20 protein-coding genes are annotated in these 19,890 nt (G+C 67.3%); 10 read left to right on the top strand and 10 right to left on the bottom strand.

The genetic code is table 11. The annotated features are described in order from the left end of the window. The first annotated feature begins 198 nt into the window (after nucleotides 1-198). The gene (locus tag AB4Y43_RS36990; protein ID WP_368730044.1) at nucleotides 199-1,062 is read left to right on the top strand and encodes an NmrA family NAD(P)-binding protein; all 864 of its coding nucleotides are present in this window, start codon (nucleotides 199-201) and stop codon (nucleotides 1,060-1,062) included. 116 nt (nucleotides 1,063-1,178) lie between these two features. Beyond that, complete coding sequence (locus AB4Y43_RS36985; protein WP_368730043.1) at nucleotides 1,179-1,892, top strand: GNAT family N-acetyltransferase; 714 nt, start codon at nucleotides 1,179-1,181, stop codon at nucleotides 1,890-1,892. A 13-nt stretch (nucleotides 1,893-1,905) separates the two neighbouring features. Here AB4Y43_RS36985 and AB4Y43_RS36980 read toward each other — a convergent pair whose 3' ends face one another. Beyond that, nucleotides 1,906-2,871, bottom strand: coding sequence for a GlxA family transcriptional regulator (locus AB4Y43_RS36980; protein WP_368730042.1), 966 nt, complete (start codon nucleotides 2,869-2,871; stop codon nucleotides 1,906-1,908). Between the two features lie 109 nt (nucleotides 2,872-2,980). On the opposite strand from AB4Y43_RS36980, the gene AB4Y43_RS36975 reads away from it, so the two are divergent. The 8 genes from AB4Y43_RS36975 (at nucleotide 2,981) to AB4Y43_RS36940 (ending at nucleotide 10,535) form a co-directional block, all read left to right on the top strand. Then, nucleotides 2,981-3,274 (top strand): hypothetical protein, encoded by a 294-nt coding sequence (locus tag AB4Y43_RS36975; protein WP_368730041.1) that lies wholly within the window; start codon nucleotides 2,981-2,983, stop codon nucleotides 3,272-3,274. Between the two features lie 181 nt (nucleotides 3,275-3,455). Further along, the gene (locus tag AB4Y43_RS36970) at nucleotides 3,456-3,830 is read left to right on the top strand and encodes a BON domain-containing protein (protein WP_368604377.1); all 375 of its coding nucleotides are present in this window, start codon (nucleotides 3,456-3,458) and stop codon (nucleotides 3,828-3,830) included. Between the two features lie 121 nt (nucleotides 3,831-3,951). Beyond that, nucleotides 3,952-4,830, top strand: a complete 879-nt coding sequence (locus tag AB4Y43_RS36965; RefSeq protein WP_368730040.1) for a GNAT family N-acetyltransferase — start codon at nucleotides 3,952-3,954, stop codon at nucleotides 4,828-4,830. A 17-nt stretch (nucleotides 4,831-4,847) separates the two neighbouring features. Next, a complete protein-coding gene (locus AB4Y43_RS36960; RefSeq protein ID WP_069266557.1) occupies nucleotides 4,848-5,774 on the top strand; it encodes a glyoxylate/hydroxypyruvate reductase A in 927 nt (308 codons plus the stop codon). Nucleotides 5,775-5,976: 202 nt separating this feature from the next. Beyond that, the gene (locus tag AB4Y43_RS36955) at nucleotides 5,977-7,383 is read left to right on the top strand and encodes an aspartate aminotransferase family protein (protein ID WP_368730039.1); all 1,407 of its coding nucleotides are present in this window, start codon (nucleotides 5,977-5,979) and stop codon (nucleotides 7,381-7,383) included. A gap of 44 nt (nucleotides 7,384-7,427) precedes the next feature. Continuing rightward, a complete protein-coding gene (locus AB4Y43_RS36950; RefSeq protein ID WP_069266559.1) occupies nucleotides 7,428-7,928 on the top strand; it encodes an Lrp/AsnC family transcriptional regulator in 501 nt (166 codons plus the stop codon). Between the two features lie 166 nt (nucleotides 7,929-8,094). Continuing rightward, on the top strand, nucleotides 8,095-9,567 hold the full coding sequence (locus AB4Y43_RS36945; RefSeq protein ID WP_368730038.1) for an NAD-dependent succinate-semialdehyde dehydrogenase: 1,473 nt from the start codon (nucleotides 8,095-8,097) through the stop codon (nucleotides 9,565-9,567). Next, the gene (locus tag AB4Y43_RS36940; RefSeq protein WP_368730037.1) at nucleotides 9,564-10,535 is read left to right on the top strand and encodes a succinylglutamate desuccinylase/aspartoacylase family protein; all 972 of its coding nucleotides are present in this window, start codon (nucleotides 9,564-9,566) and stop codon (nucleotides 10,533-10,535) included. Before AB4Y43_RS36945 ends, AB4Y43_RS36940 begins: the two co-directional genes overlap by 4 nt. A 99-nt stretch (nucleotides 10,536-10,634) precedes the next feature. Here AB4Y43_RS36940 and AB4Y43_RS36935 read toward each other — a convergent pair whose 3' ends face one another. From AB4Y43_RS36935 to AB4Y43_RS36895, 9 genes are all read right to left on the bottom strand, one after another. Beyond that, nucleotides 10,635-10,997 (bottom strand): helix-turn-helix domain-containing protein, encoded by a 363-nt coding sequence (locus AB4Y43_RS36935; protein WP_069266562.1) that lies wholly within the window; start codon nucleotides 10,995-10,997, stop codon nucleotides 10,635-10,637. A 2-nt stretch (nucleotides 10,998-10,999) separates the two neighbouring features. Next, on the bottom strand, nucleotides 11,000-12,169 hold the full coding sequence (locus AB4Y43_RS36930) for an FAD-binding oxidoreductase (protein ID WP_069266563.1): 1,170 nt from the start codon (nucleotides 12,167-12,169) through the stop codon (nucleotides 11,000-11,002). Next, on the bottom strand, nucleotides 12,166-13,641 hold the full coding sequence (locus AB4Y43_RS36925) for an NAD(P)/FAD-dependent oxidoreductase (RefSeq protein ID WP_083245408.1): 1,476 nt from the start codon (nucleotides 13,639-13,641) through the stop codon (nucleotides 12,166-12,168). The genes AB4Y43_RS36930 and AB4Y43_RS36925 overlap by 4 nt, the downstream gene beginning before the upstream one ends. Further along, nucleotides 13,620-13,940, bottom strand: a complete 321-nt coding sequence (locus AB4Y43_RS36920) for a (2Fe-2S)-binding protein (protein ID WP_069266564.1) — start codon at nucleotides 13,938-13,940, stop codon at nucleotides 13,620-13,622. The genes AB4Y43_RS36925 and AB4Y43_RS36920 overlap by 22 nt, the downstream gene beginning before the upstream one ends. Continuing rightward, complete coding sequence (locus AB4Y43_RS36915) at nucleotides 13,937-15,802, bottom strand: ABC transporter ATP-binding protein (protein ID WP_069266565.1); 1,866 nt, start codon at nucleotides 15,800-15,802, stop codon at nucleotides 13,937-13,939. Before AB4Y43_RS36915 ends, AB4Y43_RS36920 begins: the two co-directional genes overlap by 4 nt. Beyond that, nucleotides 15,799-16,755: an ABC transporter permease gene (locus tag AB4Y43_RS36910; protein ID WP_069266566.1), complete on the bottom strand. Its 957-nt coding sequence runs from the start codon at nucleotides 16,753-16,755 to the stop codon at nucleotides 15,799-15,801. The genes AB4Y43_RS36915 and AB4Y43_RS36910 overlap by 4 nt, the downstream gene beginning before the upstream one ends. Next, nucleotides 16,752-17,708 carry an ABC transporter permease gene (locus AB4Y43_RS36905; protein WP_069266567.1) on the bottom strand — a complete coding sequence of 319 codons (957 nt, stop codon included), beginning with the start codon at nucleotides 17,706-17,708 and terminating at the stop codon, nucleotides 16,752-16,754. Before AB4Y43_RS36905 ends, AB4Y43_RS36910 begins: the two co-directional genes overlap by 4 nt. Before the next feature lie 91 nt (nucleotides 17,709-17,799). Further along, a complete protein-coding gene (locus tag AB4Y43_RS36900; RefSeq protein WP_368684559.1) occupies nucleotides 17,800-19,416 on the bottom strand; it encodes an ABC transporter substrate-binding protein in 1,617 nt (538 codons plus the stop codon). Between the two features lie 71 nt (nucleotides 19,417-19,487). Then, a partial coding sequence (locus tag AB4Y43_RS36895; protein WP_368730036.1) for an NAD(P)/FAD-dependent oxidoreductase occupies nucleotides 19,488-19,890 on the bottom strand: 403 nt, incomplete at its 5' end.

The following is a 19,890-nucleotide window of genomic DNA, read 5'->3' as shown; positions in this document are numbered from 1 at the left end:
CCCCTGGCAGCCTTTGGCGATGATGGATCGGCCATCCGATTCGTGCGCCCGAGTCACTGATGTAGTGCCCTTCGCGGCATTTAGCTTCGGCCGCCCTGCGTCCAGAATGCGTCTCACCGAAACGGAACCAGGCAGCATCTCGCTGCCATCGTATTCGGCTTTTTCGACTATCTCGTCGTCGCATGCGGAGGGTTTCAAGTGTACGCAATTACAGGCACTACCGGAAAAGTGGGCGGCGCACTCGCCCGTGCGCTGCTGGCTTCTGGGCAACCGGTGCGGGCGGTCGTGCGCGACGCTGCGCGCGCCGCGTCGTGGCAAGCACGAGGATGCGAGCTGGCCACGGCAAGCATGGAAGACGCCGCCGCGCTGACCGCGGCATTCAGCGGCGCGCAGGGCGTGTTCATCCTGCTGCCTCCGCAGTTCGATCCCTCGCCGGGCTTCCCGGAGTCGCGCGCGGTCATCGACGCCGTTTGCACCGCGATCCACAACGCACGGCCCGCGAAAGTCGTGTGTCTGTCGACCATCGGTGCGCAGGCGCAAGAGAGCAATCTGCTCACGCAACTCTCGCTGATGGAGCAGGCGCTCGCCGCACTGCCTGTGCCGGTGACTTTCCTGCGTCCCGGCTGGTTCATGGAGAACGCCGCGTGGGATGTCGCGAGCGCGCGCGACCATGGCGTGATCGAGAGCTACCTGCAACCGCTCGACCAGGCCGTGCCGATGGTCGCGACCGCAGACGTCGGCCGCCTCGCCGCCGAACTGCTGCAGCAGACGTGGAGCGGCACGCGCGTGGTCGAGCTGGAGGGCCCGCGCCGTGTGAGCGCGAACGACATCGCCTCCGCGTTCGCCCGCGCGCTTGGCCGGCCTGTGCGCGCGGTGACAGTGAACCGGCAGGAATGGGAGTCGCGCTTCCTGTCGCAAGGCATGAAGCATCCCTTGCCGCGAATGCGCATGCTGGACGGATTCAACGAGGGCTGGATCTGTTTTTCCAGGCCCGCCGATGAAATCCTTCGCGGGCATGTCGAACTGGACACCGTGCTCGAAGCGCTGGCAAGCGGTGCGTGACGAGAGGCATTGGCGGGAATGACGCCAAAGTTGGCGGGTTCGGCCGTGGTCCGCCGAACCCGCCTCGGCTAGACTACCGTCGCAAACGGTCACCATCCCTTACCGGAGCGCGAATCATGTTCGATGTGCTGGCAACGAAACCTGCGGGCAGCACGACCGCGCTGGACAACGTGCCAGGGCACGCGCTGACGGGCCGCCAGCGCCATCTCGCCGTTGGGAACGAGCGCGCAGTGCGGTATGCGCCCGCCGTCGCCCCCTTTGCGGCAATGACGGACACCACGCCTGAATCGTTCGACGCCTTGCGCGGACTGATCGAAGAGCACGCGCCCGTTGCCCTGACCACGCTGGATGCCGTGGAGCCACCCGACGGCTTCGCGCTGATCCGGCACGCCACGCTGCTGCAAATGGTCTGGCAAGGCGAAGCGCCTGCGCCCACCGCGCTGGAGCACGCGCGGCTAACGGGGCAAGACGTGCCGGAGATGCTCGCGCTGGCCGCCGCAACGCAGCCGGGCCCGTTTGGTCCGCGCACCATCGAATTCGGCGGTTACCTTGGCGTGCGCAGGGAGGGCAAGCTCGTCGCCATGGCCGGCGAACGCATGAAGATCGAAGGCCATACCGAAATCAGCGCCGTGTGCGTGGACCCGGCGTTCCGGGGACAAGGGCTCGCGGCGAGCCTCATGAAGCTGCTGATGGCGGCAATCAGTGCGCGCGGCGAGACACCCTTCCTGCACGTGCTCACGTCGAATCACGGCGCCATTTCCATCTATCGCACGCTGGGCTTTGTCGAGCGCCGCGAGATGCATCTCACGGTGCTCGGCCTCGCGCCATAGAAAGGCCGCACGGTCACAACAGGTCGGAACGCAGTTCCCGCACCCCTCTTCCCAAGCGCTGCCGCAACAGGCTGCGCAGCGTCGCGCCGTCGCCGTAACCGACTTCGGCGGCGATCCTTTCCAGGTCGAGCTTGCCGCTGCGCAGCAGCGACTGCGCGTGCTCGACCCGCAAATCCTGAAAGTACGCCAGCGGCGACTTGCCGAGCACTTCCTGGCAGCGGCGCTGCAATGAGCGCGAGCTCGTCGCCAGTGCCTTCGCGGCGTCCTGCAGCGAGAATCCCGACTTGAGATTTTTTCTCGCCCATTGCTCGAAGCGCTGAATGAGCGGATCGGCCTGCGCGAGATGATTCGGGATGATGTACGGCGCCTGCGACGAGCGGATGTCGGCCAGCAGATAGCGCGATACGAGCGATGCGAGTTCGGGGCTCGCCGAACGGATCAGCCAGAGCGCGAGATCGAGATGCCCCATGGCCGCGCCGGCCGTCACGCCGATATCCGAAGGCACGAGCATGCGTGATTCGTTCAACTTAACATGCGGATAGCGTTGCCGGAAGAACGGCGCGAGCGACCAGTTGGTCGTGGCTTCGCGGTGATCGAGCAGCCCCGCCTCTGCGAGGATGAACGTCCCCACGCAAGATGCGCCGATTCGCGCGCCCCCCGCTTGCCATTCGAGCAAACGCGCCATGCCCTCTTCGACGTCCCGGCGCTCGAACGACCGCATCAACTCCTGCGCAGACAGCGTCACCAATGCCGGCACGATCACCCAATCGGGCTTCGCATCCGGCGCGACCGTCTGCACCGGCACCGCGAGGCCGTGAGCCGAGCGCACCCGCTTTCTCACCCCCACGAGCGTGATGTCGAAACGCGGAACGCCGCCCATGGCCGCGGCCGAAAGCTTGTTTGCGACCGAGAACGCATCGAGCGTGACGGAGAGCCCGGTATCGAAGACGCCCTCGAGAGCCAGGATAGCAATGCGCATGGCGTAAATGCCTCTAAAGTTGTCGTTTGTGACAGTACAGCCGACGAGACCCCAACGATACACTCAATCGCGTTGCAAGTCGCAACAAACATGGATCAAGGAGGTTGTCATGAAGGTTCTCGCCATTGGATCGATCGTCAAGGAACTCACGCCCGCGCAGCGCGACGAGATCATCCCGCACGAAGTGCCGGCCACGCTCAAGCTCTACCTGGACGACAAAATCGAGCAGTACTGGTTTCGCCACGACAAGCCGGGCGTGGTGTTTCTCATGAGCTCGGGCTCGGTCGACGATGTGAAGGCCACGCTGGATACGCTGCCGCTCGTCCAGGCCGGCATCCTCGCGTTCGACCTGCTGCCGGTGGGCCCGCTCGCGCCGCTCGGTCTGCTCCTTCACGGAAAGTAAGCGCTACGCAGGAGGCGCCGTCGACGCATGCGCCATGGGTTGTCGGCGGCCTCCTGGCAGCCTTCTTCTCCTCGCCAGAGATTTCACCTACAACGTACTGATCCGCCGCCTGTTTTCGATGCGCTCCGGCGGCGGGCGCAGAACTTTGGGGAACCTGCAGAACCTGGCAAAGGGAAGAAGGATGAAAACTAACGGTAAAAGCCAAATCGCCCGCGCACTGGTCCTCGTGGCCATCTCGAGTTGCACGGGCTATGCGTACGCACAAACGGCCGCGAGCGCGCCTGGCGAGGCGTCTGCTCAGGAAGGCGCGCCCGCGCAGTCGGGCAGATCGGACAGCGCGCTGGTGCGAGATGTGCGCCGGGCCTTCACGCGCACCACGGGACTGAATTTCGCCAACGTCCACGTCACGGCGCATGAGGGCGTCGTCTCGTTGACGGGGTCGGTACCGCACCAGTCGCAGATCGCGCGGGCCGGCGACGCGGCCCGCTCGGTGCGCGGCGTCACCTCGGTGTCGAACCACTTGACCGTGCGGACCGCCCGCGGCAGCGGACCTTGATTGGGCGAACTCGGCAGCGGGCTCAGAACCGGCTTCGATCGGCCGCACAGCAGGATCGTCCTATTCCCGGCGCGCGCGTCCTGTCAAAGTGAGTCATCGAACTTCGATCAAGGAGCCCGCCGTGTCCGGCCAGACTGCGTCCTCTAGCCTCGTCTGCGAGACTTTCACCGAATCCGACATCGAGGGCGCCCACGCGCTTTCCCTGCAATTCCGTTGGCCCCATCGTAGCGACGACTGGCGTTTCGCCGCCGCCGCGGCCGGGCACGGCTACGTGGTTCGCGAAGGCACGACCGTGGTGGGCACAGCGCTGTGCTGGCCGTGGGGCGAGCATGGCGCGACGCTCGGGCTCGTGATCGTCTCGGCCGACCAGCAAGGCCGCGGCATCGGCCGGATGTTGATGGAGCGCCTGCTCGAAGCGCTGGGAACGCGCATGACCGTGCTGCACGCCACCGAGGCAGGTCAGCCGCTCTACGAAAAGCTCGGCTTCAGGAAGATTGGGCTGCTGCATCAGCACCAGAGCGACAGTTTCGCGGCGCCGATTGTCGAGCCGCCGCCGGGCGAGCGTTTGCGTCCACTCGAACCGGGCGATACGCCGCGCCTCATCGAACTCGCTTCCCGCGCGAGCGGGCTCGACCGCAGCGCACTCGTGCCGCCGCTGCTCGATGTGTCCCAAGGCGTCGCGCTGGTGCGCGGCGACACGGTGCTCGGCTTTGCGCTGTTGCGCCCGTTCGGCCGCGGCCATGCGATCGGTCCGGTGGCCGTCGCCGCCGACGATGGATTGCACATGCAGCGCGCCAAAGCGCTGATCGCCAACCGCCTCGCCGCCAACGCGGGGGCCTTCACGCGCCTCGATACGCCCGACGAACACGGCCTCGGCCCCTGGCTCGAATCGATCGGCCTCGCGCGCGTCGACACGGTCGTGAAGATGTCGCGCAACGGCGCGCCGGCGCACGATCCTGGCGTGCTGCAATTCGCCATCGTCAATCAGGCGCTAGGCTGATTGCGCAAACCGACCTCATGACGCTCCTCTACAAAGCCGACCCCGAGCGCGGCAAGCAATGGGCACAGCTTTTCGCGCACAAGGCTCCCGAGATCGCTTTTCGCCTGTGGCCCGATACCGGCGACCCCGCCGCTGTGCGCTTTCTCGCGGCGTGGCAACCGCCCGAGGACCCCGCGCGTACGCTGCCCAATCTCGAAGTGATCTTCTCCGTGGGCGCGGGCATCGACCAGTTCGATCTTTCCGGCGTGCCGGAGCACATCGCCGTGGTGCGCATGATCGAGCCGGGCATTGTCGAGGGGATGGTCGAGTACGTGACGCAATCGGTCCTGACCATTCATCGCGATCTGTTCGACTACGCCCTGCAACAGCAGCAGCGCGTATGGCGCGCCCTGCCCGTACGCGCCGCCGCGTCGCGTCGCGTTGGCGTGCTGGGGCTCGGCATGCTGGGCAGCGCGGTGCTCGAACGCCTGCGCCTCTTCGGCTTTGCATGCGCGGGCTGGAGCCGCTCGCCGCGCGCCTTGCCTGGCGTGGAGTGCTACGCGGGCGCCGAGGCGCTCGACGCCTTCCTCGCGCGCACCGATATCCTCATCTGCCTGTTGCCGCTCACCGAAGCCACGCGCGGCCTGCTCGACGCCTCGCTCTTCGCGAAGCTGCCGCAGGGCGCCTCGTTCATCAACGTCGGACGCGGGCCGCAAGTGGACCAGCAAGCGCTGCTAGACGCGCTCGATCGCGCGCAACTGCGCAATGCGATTCTCGATGTCGCGGACCCCGAGCCGCTGCCGCCGGAGCATCCGTTCTGGACGCATCCGCGTGTGCGCCTCACGCCGCACATTGCCAGCGCCACGCGGCCCGAAACGGCCGTCGATGTGGTGCTCGACAACATCCGCCGCCACCGCGACGGCTTGCCGATGCTCGGCCTCATCGACCGCACGCGCGGCTATTGAGTCTCGTGACGGCGCAGAGGGCGCAGCACAATATGCTGCGCTCCCCGATCAAAACGCCACAAACACGCTATTTCGCGAATTAATTGGCGAAACGCGCACCGGTATCGGCCCGGTAGCATGGAACGGTGAATCAACGGCCAGCCAACGCCCAATCAACGGCAAGGCGCCGCACTCCTCTGACTTATCAGCCGGGAACCGAACCATGCCGAATCGCTCGCTCATCGAAGCCGACCGCAAACATCTGATCCATCCCGTCGTGAACTTCCGTGCGCACGAAGCGCGCGGCGTGACCGTGCTCGAATCCGCCCAGGGCGTGTTCCTGCGCGACGCCGCGGGCAACGAACTACTCGACGCGTTCTCCGGCCTCTGGTGCGTCAACACGGGTTACGGCCATCAAAGCATCGTCGAAGCCGCCGCGCGACAGATGGCGCGCCTGCCCTACGCGACGGGCTATTTTCACTTCGGCTCGGAGCCCGCCATCGAACTGGCCGCGCTGCTCGTCGAGCGCGCGCCTGCTTCGCTGCAACACGTGTACTTCACGCTGGGCGGCTCGGATGCAGTGGATTCGGCGCTGCGCTTCATCACGCACTACTACAACGCCACCGGCCGCCCCGCGAAGAAGCACGTCATCGCGCAGGAGCGCGGCTATCACGGCTCGTCGGCAGTCGGCGCGGGGCTGACGGCGTTGCCCGCGTTCCATCGCAACTTCGACTTGCCGCTCGCCACGCAGCATCATATTCCGTCGCCCTATGCATATCGCAGCGAGCATGCGGACGACGCAGCGCTCATCGCCGCTTCGGTCGACGCGCTCGAAGCGAAAGTCGCGGCACTCGGCGCCGAAAACGTCGCCGCGTTTTTCTGCGAGCCGATCCAGGGTTCGGGTGGCGTGATCGTGCCGCCTGCCGGCTGGCTGAAAGCCATGCGCGAAGCGTGCCGCAAGCTCGACATTCTGTTCGTCGCCGACGAGGTGATCACGGGCTTTGGCCGCACGGGTCCGCTCTTCGCCTGCCAGGCCGAAGACGTCGAGCCGGATCTGATGACGGTGGCCAAGGGCCTCACCGCGGGCTATGCGCCGATGGGCGCCGTGCTGATGTCGGATGCCCTTTATCAAGGCATTGCCGATGGCGACGCCGCCGCCGTGATCGGCCATGGCCACACCTATTCGGCGCACCCCGTGAGCGCGGCCATCGGCCTCGAAGTCATGCGCCTCTATCACGAAGGCGGCCTGCTCGCGAACGGCGTCGCGCGCGCGCCGCGCTTCGCTCAGGGGCTCGACGCATTGCTCGCCCACCCGCTCGTGGGCGACTCGCGTCACCGCGGTCTGCTCGGCGCGCTCGAACTCGTCGCCGACAAGGAGACCAAACAGCGCTTCGACGCCTCGCTCGGCCTGCCCGATCGCATCGCCGCCGCCGCGTATGGCAACGGCCTCGTATTCCGCGCGTTCGGCGACGGCATTCTCGGCTTCGCGCCCGCGCTTTCGTACACCGAAAGCGAGTTCGACCTGCTGTTCGAGCGCCTCGAAAAAACACTCGACGACGTGCTCGCGCAGCCCGAAGTGCGCGCCGCATTGAGGACAAAGAATGGGGTCAGCGCCCGTGTCGCCGCGTGATACCATCACTCGACACTTCGACATGCAGGGCCGCCCCCATCACGATGAGCAACGACTGCAAGCTGGACCGAATCGATCTGCGCATCCTCTCGCAGCTGCAGAAGCGGGGGCGCATCACGAATGTCGAACTGGCCGACGCAGTCGGGCTGTCGCCAAGCCCCTGCCTGATCCGCGTAAAACGTCTGGAGAAGGCGGGGTTCATCGTCGGCTACGGCGCGCAGATCCAGCTGGAAAAGCTGGGCGACGTGCAGATGGTGTTCACCGAGGTCACGCTCGCCGACCATCGCCGCGAGGACTTCATCAAGTTCGAGAAGGCAATACGCGAGGTGGACGAGGTGGTCGAGTGCCATCTCGCGAGCGGCGGCTACGACTATCTGCTGAAGTTCGTCGCGCGCAGCGTGAGCCATTATCAGAGCATCGTCGAGGGGCTGCTGGAGCGCGATATCGGCATCGAGAAGTACTTCAGCTACGTCATCATCAAGACGGCGTTCGTCAAGCCGCACTACCCGCTCGAAACGCTGTTCTCGCAGAACCTGCATTCCTGAGCATGGGCAACGGACGTGAGGCACGCGCCTCGCGCTCCTGCGTCCCGCATCCATTTTCTCGCGCGCGCTTCGCGCTGAAACCTCGCGGCTTCGGCGCACTCGTCGTGCGCGCTCATTTCCCTGCATCGATCCATTTTCTTCCGCACGTGCGGAAAGGAACCGGCATATGACCACGCGTTATCCCTTGAGCGCGCTGATTCGCGGCGACAACTTCATCGACGGGCAATGGGTGCCCTCGGCCTCCGGCACGCGCTTCGCCGTGACCGATCCCGCGACCGGCAAAACGATCGCCGACGTCGCCGATAGCGATGCGAACGACGCACGCGCAGCGACCGACGCTGCCGCCCGCGCATTCCCCGCCTGGCGCGACACGCTTGCCGCCGAACGCGCCGCCGTGCTGCGCCGCTGGCATGCGCTGATCGTCGCGAACGCCGACGAACTCGGTCAACTGATCTCGCTCGAACAAGGCAAGCCCCTGCATGAGGGACACGGCGAAGCGATGTATGGCGCGTCCTACGTCGCCTGGTTCGCCGATGAGGCCACGCGCATCTACGGCGACCTCATCCCGCAGCAGCAGCGCGGCAAGCGCATGAGCGCCGTGAAGGAGCCCGTTGGCGTGGTCGCGGCGATCACGCCCTGGAACTTCCCGCTCGCGATGATCGCGCGCAAGATCGCCCCCGCCCTCGCCGCGGGCTGCACGGTGGTCGGCAAGCCCGCCGAAGATACGCCGCTCACCGCGCTCGCACTCGTCATGCTCGCGCACGAGGCGGGTGTGCCGCCTGGCGTGCTGAACGTCATCTGCGCGTCGCGCGAACGGGGCGTGAGCGCCGTCGCCGACTGGCTCGCGGACGCCCGCGTGCGCAAGATCACCTTCACCGGCTCGACGCCCGTGGGCAAGCACCTCGCGAAGGAATCGGCGGCCACCTTGAAGAAGCTCTCGCTCGAACTGGGCGGCAACGCGCCGTTCATCGTCTTCGACGACGCGGACCTCGACTCTGCCGTCGAAGGGCTCATGGCCGCCAAGTTCCGCAACGGCGGCCAGACCTGCGTGTGCCCAAATCGCGTGTACGTGCAATCAGGCATATTCGAGCGCTTCGCCGACAAGCTCGCCACGCGCGTGGCCGCGTTGAAAGTCGCGCCCGCGACCGACCCCGCCGCGCAGATCGGCCCGATGATCAATGCGCGCGCGGTCGAGAAGATCGCGCGCCATGTGGACGACGCCGTGAGCCGCGGCGCGCGCGTGCTCACGGGCGGCAAGCGTTTGAGCGAACTGGGCGCGAACTGGTACGCGCCCACCGTGCTCGCAGGCGCCACGCCCGACATGCAGCTAAGCTGCGAAGAAACCTTCGGTCCCGTCGTGCCGCTATTCCGCTTCGACGACGAAGCCGAGGCCATTCGCGCCGCCAACGACACGCCATACGGCCTCGCCGCCTACTTTTACAGCCAGGACGTGCGCCGCATCGATCGCGTCGCGCGGCAGCTCGAAGCGGGCATCGTCGGCATCAACGAAGGCGCGCTCGCTAGTGAAGCGGCGCCGTTCGGCGGCGTGAAGGAATCGGGCTATGGCCGGGAAGGCTCGAAGTACGGGCTCGACGATTTCCTCTCCATCAAATACCTCTGCCAGGGAGGGCTTGCATGAGCACCTATCCGATCGAAGTCACGTTCCCCGACATCGCCGCGCACGAGCGCAGCGAGACGGGCATCCCCTATGTGCACACGTTCGACGCGGGCGCGCCCGGCCCGCACGTGATGATCAATGCGCTCACGCACGGCAACGAGGTGTGTGGCGCGATCGTCGTCGATGCGCTGCTGCACGCGCGGCTGCGGCCGCGACGCGGCAAGCTCACGCTCGCGTTCGCGAACGTGGCGGCCTACCGCCGCTTCGACCCCGCGCACCCCGACGCGGCGCGTTTCGTCGATCAGGACTTCAACCGCGTATGGACCGCGCAGGCGCTGGACGACCTCACGCGCGAATCGAACGAACTGCGCCGCGCCCGCGCGATGCGGCCCGTGATCGACGACGTCGATCTGCTGCTCGACCTCCATTCGATGCACGAGAAGTGCATGCCGCTCATCGTCGCGGGGCCGCTCGCCAAGGGCGTCGAACTCTCTGCGCGGCTAGGCGCACCGGCCACCGTCATTTGCGACGAAGGCCACCCGGAAGGCCGCCGCATGCGCGATTACGAAGGCTTCGGCGACGCCGCGAGCGCGAAGAACGCGCTCTTGATCGAGTGCGGACAGCATTGGGAAGCAAGCGCCGTGAGCGTGGCGCGCGATGTCACCGCGCGCTTTCTGCTGCTCTCGGGTGTCGTGGAACAAGCGGATCTGCCCGCGGACTGGCTGCAACCGCTTCCGCCGGAAATGCGCGTGGTGCGCGTGACCGAGCCCGTGGTGGCGAAGAGCATGGACTTCCGCTTCGCTGGCGATTACACGGGCCTCGAAGTGTTTCCCGAGGCCGGCGCCGTGATCGGCTGGTCCGATGGCGCGCCGGTAGTCACGCCCTACGACGACTGCATCCTCGTGATGCCTTCGCTGCGCCAGTTGCGCCCGGGCGTGACCGTGGTGCGGCTCGGCAAGATCGAGCAGCGCATCGTTCAGAAGCGCTGAAGCGCCCCTACTCATTACACGCAAAGCACGAGGGGAGTCGACAAAACGATGCGCAAGGTCTACGTCATTCTGTGACGCGCGACGCAGGACAGAAGGCGCTCAAGCCGCTTCGAGCGCCCTCGCCTGCTGCAGGAAGGCGCTGGGCGTCACGCCGCAAAAGCGCTTGAAATGGCGCGCCAGATGACTCTGGTCGAAGAAGCCGACCTGCGTCGCGACCACGGCGCCCGGCACGCCCGCCAGCAGCAATAGCTGCGCGCGGCGCACGCGCACCTCGCACAGGTACTTGTATGGCGAAAGGCCGACCTGCTCACGAAACACGGTCGCGAATCGCGAGACGCTTAGCGCCGATACCTCGGCCAGTTCGGCGAGGCTCACGGACTTGTCGAAATTCGCGTCGATATAGGCCAGTGCGTCGCGAAGCGGCGTGACTGGCGCAGCAACGGATGCATTCGCGTCATGCATGATCAAGCCTCGCTGGCAGTCGATGTGTGCGCGCTTGCAGCGGGCGCCGCGCGCCCGAAGCGCGCAATCGAAAACGGTTCGAGCGGTATGTCGGTTGCGCCGGCGTCGAGCAGTTCCGCGAGCGTTTCACCCACGCCCGGCCCGATCTGGAAGCCCGAGCCGCTGAAGCCGAACGCATAGAAAAGGCCGTCTGTCGTCGAACTCGGGCCAATCACCGGCTCCGAATCCGGCAGGTAGCTTTCCACGCCGCTCCACACGCGGATCACATGCAGCGGCGCAAGCGCGGGAACCAACCGGCGGAACTGCGCGATCTGCTGCACGGTGTTGCCGGGCAGCACGCCGGCGCGGCGCGTTGCTGCGTCGGCGGGCCCAGGGGCGCCGCCGCCCAGCACGAGGTTGCCGCGCGGAATCTGCCGGAAGTACACGCTCTCCTCCTTGATCGACGTGTAGACCCCCATCGAATGCATGAAGCGGTAGGGCACGGGCTCGGTCACGGCCATTTGCGGGCCGCGCGCGACGAGCGGCACCGGCTCGCCGAATTGCGCGGAGAGCGCTCCCGCCCATGCACCGGCGCAAATCAGCAGTTGCTCCGCGCGCCACACGGCGCCCGTTGCGCTCTCCACGCGAAAGCCGCCCGCTTCCTTTTCCACGCGCACGATCTCGGTGTTCTCCACGAGATTGGCGCCGAGCCGCGCGGCGGCGCGCCCGAACGCCGGTGCGGCCAGACGCGGATTGGCGTGACCGTCGCGCGGCGAGACGGAGGCGGCCAGCACCTCGCGGCCCAGGAACGGGAAGCGCTTGAACATCGCGGCGCCTTCGAGCACTTCGAGATCGAGGTCGTACGCACGCGCCTGCCCGGCGTAGCGATGAAAGTATTCGGCGTCGTGTGCGTGGTAGCACACTCGCGTGTGGCCCGAAGGCAGAAACTCGACATCCTCGCCGAGCAGCGACTGCGCGCGATACCAGATATCGAGCGCGCGATTGGACATGGCGAGTTGAGAGAGCGCGCGTCCCTGGCGGCGCACGCCGCCGAAGTTCACGCCGCTAGCCTGCTGGCCCGTGAGCCCGCGTTCGATCAGGATCACTGAACGCTTGCGGCGGCTCAGGAAGAACGTCGTGGACGTCCCGATGATGCCGCCACCAATCACGATCACATCGGCGCGATCCGTCATTCGCTGAACTCCTTTGTGCGGCATGCGCCGGGCTGCGTTTGCGCGGCGGGCGCCGCACCGCCCTGCGCTTCGTCGATACCATTCACCGCGGCGCTCAGCGTCATCGTCAACGGCTTGACCGGCGCCTGACCGCGCAGCCGGCCTACGGCTTCCAGCGGTACACGCGCCTCGGCTGCGATGACTTCGGCCCCGGCGTGCGCGCAGAAGCGGCCCTGGCAGCGCCCCATCCCCACGCGTGAGAACGCCTTCGCGCGATTCGCTTCGGTAGCGCCCGTCTCGCGCACTACGCGGCGCAATTCGCCCGCCGTGACGGCTTCGCAGCGGCAGACGACGGTGTCATCAGGCAGCGTCGCCGCGAAATGCGCGGGCCACGGAAATGCCTGGCGCAATCCTTGTGCAAAGCGCGTGAAGCGTGCGAGTTCGACACGCAGTGTCGCCACTTCGGCAAGTGCTCCTTTCGGTGAGACCGCGCCCGCATCCTGCAACGCCGCCAGAGCGGCAAGACGGCCCGCACGCTCGGCCGCGTCGGCGCCGCGCACGCGTGCGCCGTCCCCGGCCAGATAGACGCCTGCCACGCTGCTGCGGCCGTCCTGATCGACTTCGGGCAGCCATTGCCGCGCGGCTCTATCGAAACGGAACGCGCAACCGGCGAGATCCGCAATTTGCGTTTCGGAGCGCAAGTGATAGCCCAGCGCCACGGCGTCGCATGCCACGCGCGCTTCGCCGCCGTTCGCGAGTTTCACGCGAACCGCCGTCACGCCGTGCTCGGGCGAGCCTTCGATCGCGAGCGGCGTCACGCCCCGATGCATCGGTACCCCCGCGCGGCGCAGCGTGCGCAGGAGCGCCATGCCCTTGCGCAGCGTGGCGGGCACTTGCAGCAAATCGGGCAACGCGCGCAGGCGCTGGCCGAGCGTGGACGTATCGAGCACCGCGCTCACCGTCGCGCCCGCTTTCACGTACTGCGCGGCGACGAGGTAAAGCAGCGGGCCGGTGCCCATCATGACAGTGCGCGCTCCGATGGCGCAGCCCTGCGACTTCAGCGCGACCTGCGCGCCGCCCAGGCTGTATGCGCCCGCCAGATGCCAGCCCGGCACGGGCATGAGCCGGTCGGTGGCGCCGCTGCAGACGATCAGCGCGTCGAAGGCCAGCTCGTGGTAGCGTGCGCCGCTCGCGAGATGCACGGACTTCGGCCCGACGTTCCAGACGAGCGTGTCAGGCAGATAGTCGATCTGCGAGCGCAGCGCGTCGAAGCCGCGATGCAGCGACGCCGCGCGTTCGGCCTCGGTGCCGTAGAGCGTTTCGTAGCTGCGCTTGAAACCTTCGGGTTGACGCCGATAAATCTGCCCGCCGTCGCGCCGCCCTTCATCGACGACGACGGGTCGCAGGCCCGCCGCGACCAGCGTCTGCGCCGCGCGCACGCCCGCCGGTCCCGCGCCGATCACGACGACCTTCAGTTCTGCGCGCGCGGCCATACGCCCTCCCCGGCAAGCACGTTGCGGGTGACGATCGACATGCCCGGCGCCGCGGGTGTCGTGCAGGCGCGCAACCGCTCGCCCTGCGCGGTCCACACCCAGCAGTCCTGGCACGCGCCCATCAGGCAGAAACCGGCGCGGCGTCCATCGTCGAACTCGCAGTCGCGCAGCGCGTCCTGCGTGGCGAGGAGCGCGACCATCAGCGTGTCGCCCTCGGCGGCCTGCGCCACGCGGCCGTCGATCTCGATCTCGAAGGTCGGGCGGCCCGCTTCCGCCACTCTCACGAAGCGCGCGCTCATGCGGCTGCCCTCCCGTTGGATTGCGTCGCCTGTGCGACTTGTGCAGCCTGTGCGGTCTGCAGCCGTTCCAGTTCCGCCGTCGTGTGATGGCAAAGGATCTGCGCGCCGCTCGGCAAGCGCTTCATCACGGGCGCCGACACATTGCACGCGCCATCGATACGCACCGGGCAGCGTGCGCGGAACGCGCACAGCTCGCGTACCTCGGCCGACGCCCCGAGCGGCGGCAGCGCGGCGCCCGCCAGGGCACGCCGGGCGTCGAGCCAGCCCGGCTGCAGGGCCGGCACCGAATCGACGAGCAACCCCGTGTACGGGTGATAAGGCGGCGCCTCCAGCACGTCGCGCTGGCCCGCCTCGACACACTGGCCGCCGTACAGCACGACGACGTCGTCGCAGATCGCGCGCACCGTCGAAATATCGTGGCTGATGAACATGTACGAGACGCCCAGTTCGCGCCGCAATTCGGCGAGCAGGTCGAGAATCGCGGCGCCAACGACGGTGTCGAGCGCGGACGTCACCTCGTCGCACAGAATGAGTGCCGGCTCGGCCGCGAGGGCGCGGGCCAGGTTCACGCGCTGCTTCTGGCCGCCCGAGAGGCCGCCCGGCTGACGCTTCGCAATCGAGGCGGGCAGCTTCACGAGGTCCAGTAGTTCGAGCATGCGCTTTTGCGCCCGCGCGCCGCGCAGGCCGTGATAGAAGCACATGGGCCGCGCGAGGATGTCGGCGATCGTGCGGCTCGGGTTGAGCGCCGTGTCGGCGTTCTGGAACACGATCTGGATGCGCCGGTACTGATCGGGCGTGCGTGCCGAAAGCGTCGCGGGCAGCGGTACGCCGTCGAGCAGCACCTCGCCGCGCGCGCGCTCGACCAGCCCGGCCACCACGCGCGCGAGCGTCGTCTTGCCCGAGCCCGATTCGCCGATCACGCCCAGTGCGCTGCCGCGCTCAATACGCAGGCTCACGTCCTCGAGCACACGCACTGCGGGCACACCGTTCGCATCGACCCGGCCATAGCCCGCGGACAGACCGCGCACTTCGAGCAGCGGCACTTCGGCGGCAGGCGGCACGGCGGGCGGACCAGGGTCGGGGCGGCGGCGGGCGGCCAGCAGCGCGCGCGTGTAGTCGTCGGCGGGGGCGTCGAGCACCTGGAGCGTCGTGCCGTTTTCGCGCACCGCGCCATTGTTCAGGACGACGATGCGATCGGCCATCTGCGCCACGACCGCGAGATCGTGCGAGACGTACACGGCCGTCGTGCCCAGCTCCTTCACGACCTTGCGGAAGGCCGCGAGCACTTCGATCTGCGTGGTCACGTCGAGCGCCGTGGTGGGCTCGTCGAACACGACCACGGCGGGGTCGGTGATGAGCGCCATCGCCGCCATCAGCCGCTGCAGCTGGCCGCCGGACACCTGGTGCGGATAGCGCGCGCCGATCGTCTCGGGCGAAGGCAGCGCGAGCGCCCGGAACAGGCTCACCGCCTTCTCGCGCGCCGCCGCGGGCGACATCAGCTTGTGCAGCAGCGCGGGCTCGGTCACCTGATCCATGATCGTGCGTGCCGGGTTGAAGCCCGCCGAGGCGCTCTGCGCGACATAAGCCACGGTACGCGCGCGCAGCGCGCGGCGGCCGCGTTCGTCGAGCGCGAGCACGTCGGTGCCGCCGATCTTCAGGCTGCCGCCCGCAATGGCGCAGCCGTCGCGCGCATGGCCGAGCAGCGAGAGCGCGATGGTGGTCTTGCCCGAACCGGACTCGCCGATCAGCGCGAGCACTTCGCCCTTCTTCACCGTGAAGTCGACACCCTTGACGATCTCGACGACCGGATCGGGCGCCGCGCCCGCGACCACACGCAGGCCCGTCACTTCGATCATGTTCATTTTCCGCCTCCATGCGCGCGGCCGCCGTGACGGCGCAGGCTGTCGATCAGCAGGTTCACGCCCACCGTGAGCGTCGCGATGGCGACGGCCGGCATCAGCACGGCCGGCGCACCTTCCGCGAGGCCGCCGATGTTCTCGCGCACGAGCGAGCCCCAGTCCGCGTCCGGCGGCTGCACGCCGAGGCCGAGGAACGAGAGCCCGGAGAGCAGCAGCACGATGAACACGAAACGCAGGCCGAAATCGGCGAGCATCGGGTGGATCATGTTCGGCAGCACTTCCACGCGGGCGATATAGAAGAGCCCTTCGCCGCGCGCTCTGGCGACCTGCACATATTCGAGCGTCATCAGGTTCACGGCCAGCGAGCGCGAGATACGGAACGCGCCCGGAATATAGGCGAGCGCCGCGACGGTGATGAGCATCGGCACCGACGAGCCGAACGCCGCGATCACGACGAGCGCGAGCACCTTGCTCGGAATGGAGATCAGTGCGTCGAACAGGCGGCTCAGCACCTCGTCGATCCAGCGCGGCGCGACAGCCGCAAGCAGTCCGAAGAATATGCCGATACCGCTTGCGAGCAGCGTGGCGGCGAGCGCGAGGCCCACGGTGTACTGCGTGCCGTAGAGCACGCGGCTCAGCATGTCGCGACCCAGGAAATCGGTGCCGAGCAGATGCGCCGCGCTATACGAGCCGAAGATTTCCGTGGAGGTGATCGCGCCGCCCTTGTACGGCGCGACGAGCGGCCCGATGAAGGCCACGCCGAGCCAGAACACGACGATCGCCAGGCCGATCAGGCCGAGCACCGAGAGGCGCCCGACCATGCGGCGCAGCGGCGAGCGCGGCGGCGTGGGCACGTCGCCCGGCACGTCCTTGACGGCGTCGGCGGCGGCCCGCTCCTCGCTCTCGCTCGTCGCGTAGAGCACGGTCGCGGCATGGGAAGTGGCGGGTCGGTTCATCGTTGACGCAGCCTCGGGTTGGATACGATTTGACACAGGTCCGCGATCAGCACGAGCACCAGATACGCGGCGCAAAACACCATCACGCAGCCCTGCACGAGCGGGAGATCGCGGTTCGTCACGGCGTCGACCATCAGGCTCGCGAGGCCCGGATAGTTGAAGATCGACTCCACGATCACCACGCCGCCGAAGAGATACGAGAGGCTCAGCGCGACGGCATTGGCGATCGGCCCGATCGTGTTCGGCAGCACGTGGCGTAACACGACGCGAGCGGGCGACGCTCCTTTGAGGCGCGCCATTTCCACATAGGGCGCGCTCAACTGGTCGATCACGGCGGCGCGCGTCATGCGCGCCATCTGCGCGACGATCACGCAGCACAGCGTCATGACCGGCATCGCGTAGATGCGCAACAGCGTGCCGAACGAGTCCACCTCCGAGAGGTACGAGAGCGCGGGCAGCCAGCGCAGTTTCACCGCGAAGATCAGCACGGCGATGGTGGCGACCAGAAATTCGGGCACGGCCACGGCGGACAGCGTGAGCACGTTGAGCACGCGATCGAGCAGCGAGCCGCGGAACACGGCGGAAAAGATGCCGATGGCGAGCGCGAGCGGCACCGAAACGAGCGTGGTGAGCCCCGCGAGCACGAGCGAATTCGGCAGGCGCGTGGCGATCAGCTCGCTCACTGGCTGGTTGTTCGACACCGAGGTGCCGAAGTTGCCGGTCACGGCCTGCAGCAACCAGTGGACATAGCGCGTGAGCGCGGGCTGGTCGAGGCCGAACTGGTGCCGCAGCGCGGCCACCTGCTCGGGCGTGGCCGCCTGACCGAGGGCCTGCTGCGCGGCGTCGCCGGGCAAGAGGCCCGTGAGACCGAACACGATTGCCGAGACGATCAGCAACGTGAGCAGTGCGAGACCGAGACGCGCGGCAATGAGACGTTGCGCGTGAGCTTTCATCGGATGTCGCCTCCCTGAACATCATGAAGCGGGGAATCGGTGGCCGGGGGCCCATCCAGGCGCACACCGGCCGCACACATCACACCTCGAACTACGCCTCGAGCCAGACGTTCTCGGCGAACTTGAAGCCCATCAGTCCGGCAATCGGAATCGAACCGAGGCCCTTGAGCTTCGTCGTGTGCGCGTCGAGCGAGCTCAGGAACAGCGGAATGCCGATGCCGCCGTCGCTGTGCACGAGCACTTGCATGTCGCCATAGATCTTCTTGCGCTTCTCTTCGTCCGGCTCGCCGCGCGCGGCCAGCAGCATCTGGTCGAACTTCGGGTCCTTCCAGTTCGCTTCATTCCACGGCGCATCCGACTTGAAAAACTGCGTGAAGATCACATCGGCGCTCGGGCGCGCGTTGATGTTGCCGAAGGTCAGCGGGTGCTTCATCCAGTGGTTCGACCAGTAGCCGTCGCCGGGCGTGCGCACCACCTGCAGGTTCAGGCCCGCCTGCGGCGCGACCTGCTGCAGCAGCATCGCCATTTCGACCGAGCCGTCCGCGGCCGGGGAGGCATAGATCTGCAGCGGCGTGCTGCCGAGCTTTGCCTTCTGGAAGTAGAACCTGGCCTTCTGCGGATCGAAGGCGCGCTCCGGCAGGCCGGCAAAGTAGTACTTGTTGGTCGGATCGATCGGCTGGTCGTTGCCGATCGCGCCATAGCCGAGGAACACGGCGTTGCGGATCTGCTCGCGGTCGAACAGGTGCATCATGCCGCGGCGGAAGTCGGCATTGCCCGTGACGCCGCCTTCGTCGCGCATGATGAGGTCGGTGTACTGGCCCGTCTTCGTCTCCTTCACCGCGAAGCCCGGAGTGCCCTTGACGCGCGAGGTCGAGCGCGGGCTCACCTGGTTGATGAGCTGCACGTCGCCCGAGAGCAGCGCGTTCACGCGCGCCGACTCGTCGCCGATGCCGACCAGTTCGATCTCGTCCAGATGCGGCAGGCCCGGCTTCCAGTAGCGCTCGTTGCGCACGACCACCGTGCGCACGCCCGGCGAGAACTCCTTGAGCTTGAACGGGCCGGTGCCCACGGCCGTCTTGAAGTCGTTCGTGCCGTCCTTGATGATCATGAAATGCGAGTCGGCGAGGATCACGGGCAGGTCGGCGTTCGCGCCCGAGAGCGTGATCGTCACTTCGTTCGGGCCCGTGGCCTTCACGTCCTGGAACTGATCCGCGAGCGTCTTCACCTTCGAGCCCACCGCGGCGTCCTTGTGGCGCATGAGCGAGTACACCACGTCGGCGGGCGCGAGCGTCTTGCCGTCATGGAACTGCACGCCGCTGCGCAGCTTCACGACCCACACCGTCGCGTCCTTCGTTTCGAGCGACTGCGCGAGCGCCATTTGCGCGCCGAGGTGCGAGTCGTACTCGGTCAGGCCGTTGTACAGCATATTTGCGCGCACATAGTCGGTGGACACCGACTCCTTCGCGGGATCGAGCGTGTCCGACGCGGAAGACGACTGCGTCGCCACGCGGATCTTGCCGCCCTGCTTCGGCTTCTCCTGTGCGAGGGCGGCGCCGCTCGCGGCGAGCAGGCCCGCGCCCGTCATCGACATCATGCCCCCCGCGACCATCGCGCGAAGGAGGTCGCGGCGCGAGGCGCCGCGCTTCGTCAGTTCATCGAGCCGCACGCCCGGGTGAGCCATGTCTTCAAGCGATTTGTCGGTGCTCATGAAACTTCTCCGCGTCTGATGTGGGGGGCCGCAGCTCGACGTATCGAGGCTGTGTGTTGTGAAAAACAGCGTCAGTAAAAAGCGTCTTTGATCTGGTAGTACGCGCCGACGAGCGGCAAAAACCACGGCTTGCCCGTGTGGCCCGGAATGGCGGGCCACGCGAAATCGCGCCACGGATTCGCACACGGGTTGCCGCTCATCACCTCGGCCATCACCTGGCCCATGTGCGTCGACATCTGCGTGCCGTGACCGCTGTAGCCCATCGAGAACCACACGCCTTCGTGCTGACCCGCGCGCGGCAGGCGGTCCGCGGTGATATCGACGAGCCCGCCCCAGCAGTAATCGATCCGCACCCTCGCGAGCGCCGGAAAGAGCTGCGCGAGCGTGCGCTGGAGGATGCGCCCGCTCCTGGTATCGGACGGCCGCTCCGACGCCGTGAAACGCGCCCGGCCGCCGAACAGCAGGCGCGAATCC

It is taken from the genome of Paraburkholderia sp. BR10872, from assembly GCF_040965835.1.
In the GTDB taxonomy this organism is placed as follows: domain Bacteria; phylum Pseudomonadota; class Gammaproteobacteria; order Burkholderiales; family Burkholderiaceae; genus Paraburkholderia; species Paraburkholderia nodosa_A.
Note: the sequence above shows the minus strand (reverse complement) of the source record. Positions and strands in the feature narration are given on the sequence as shown.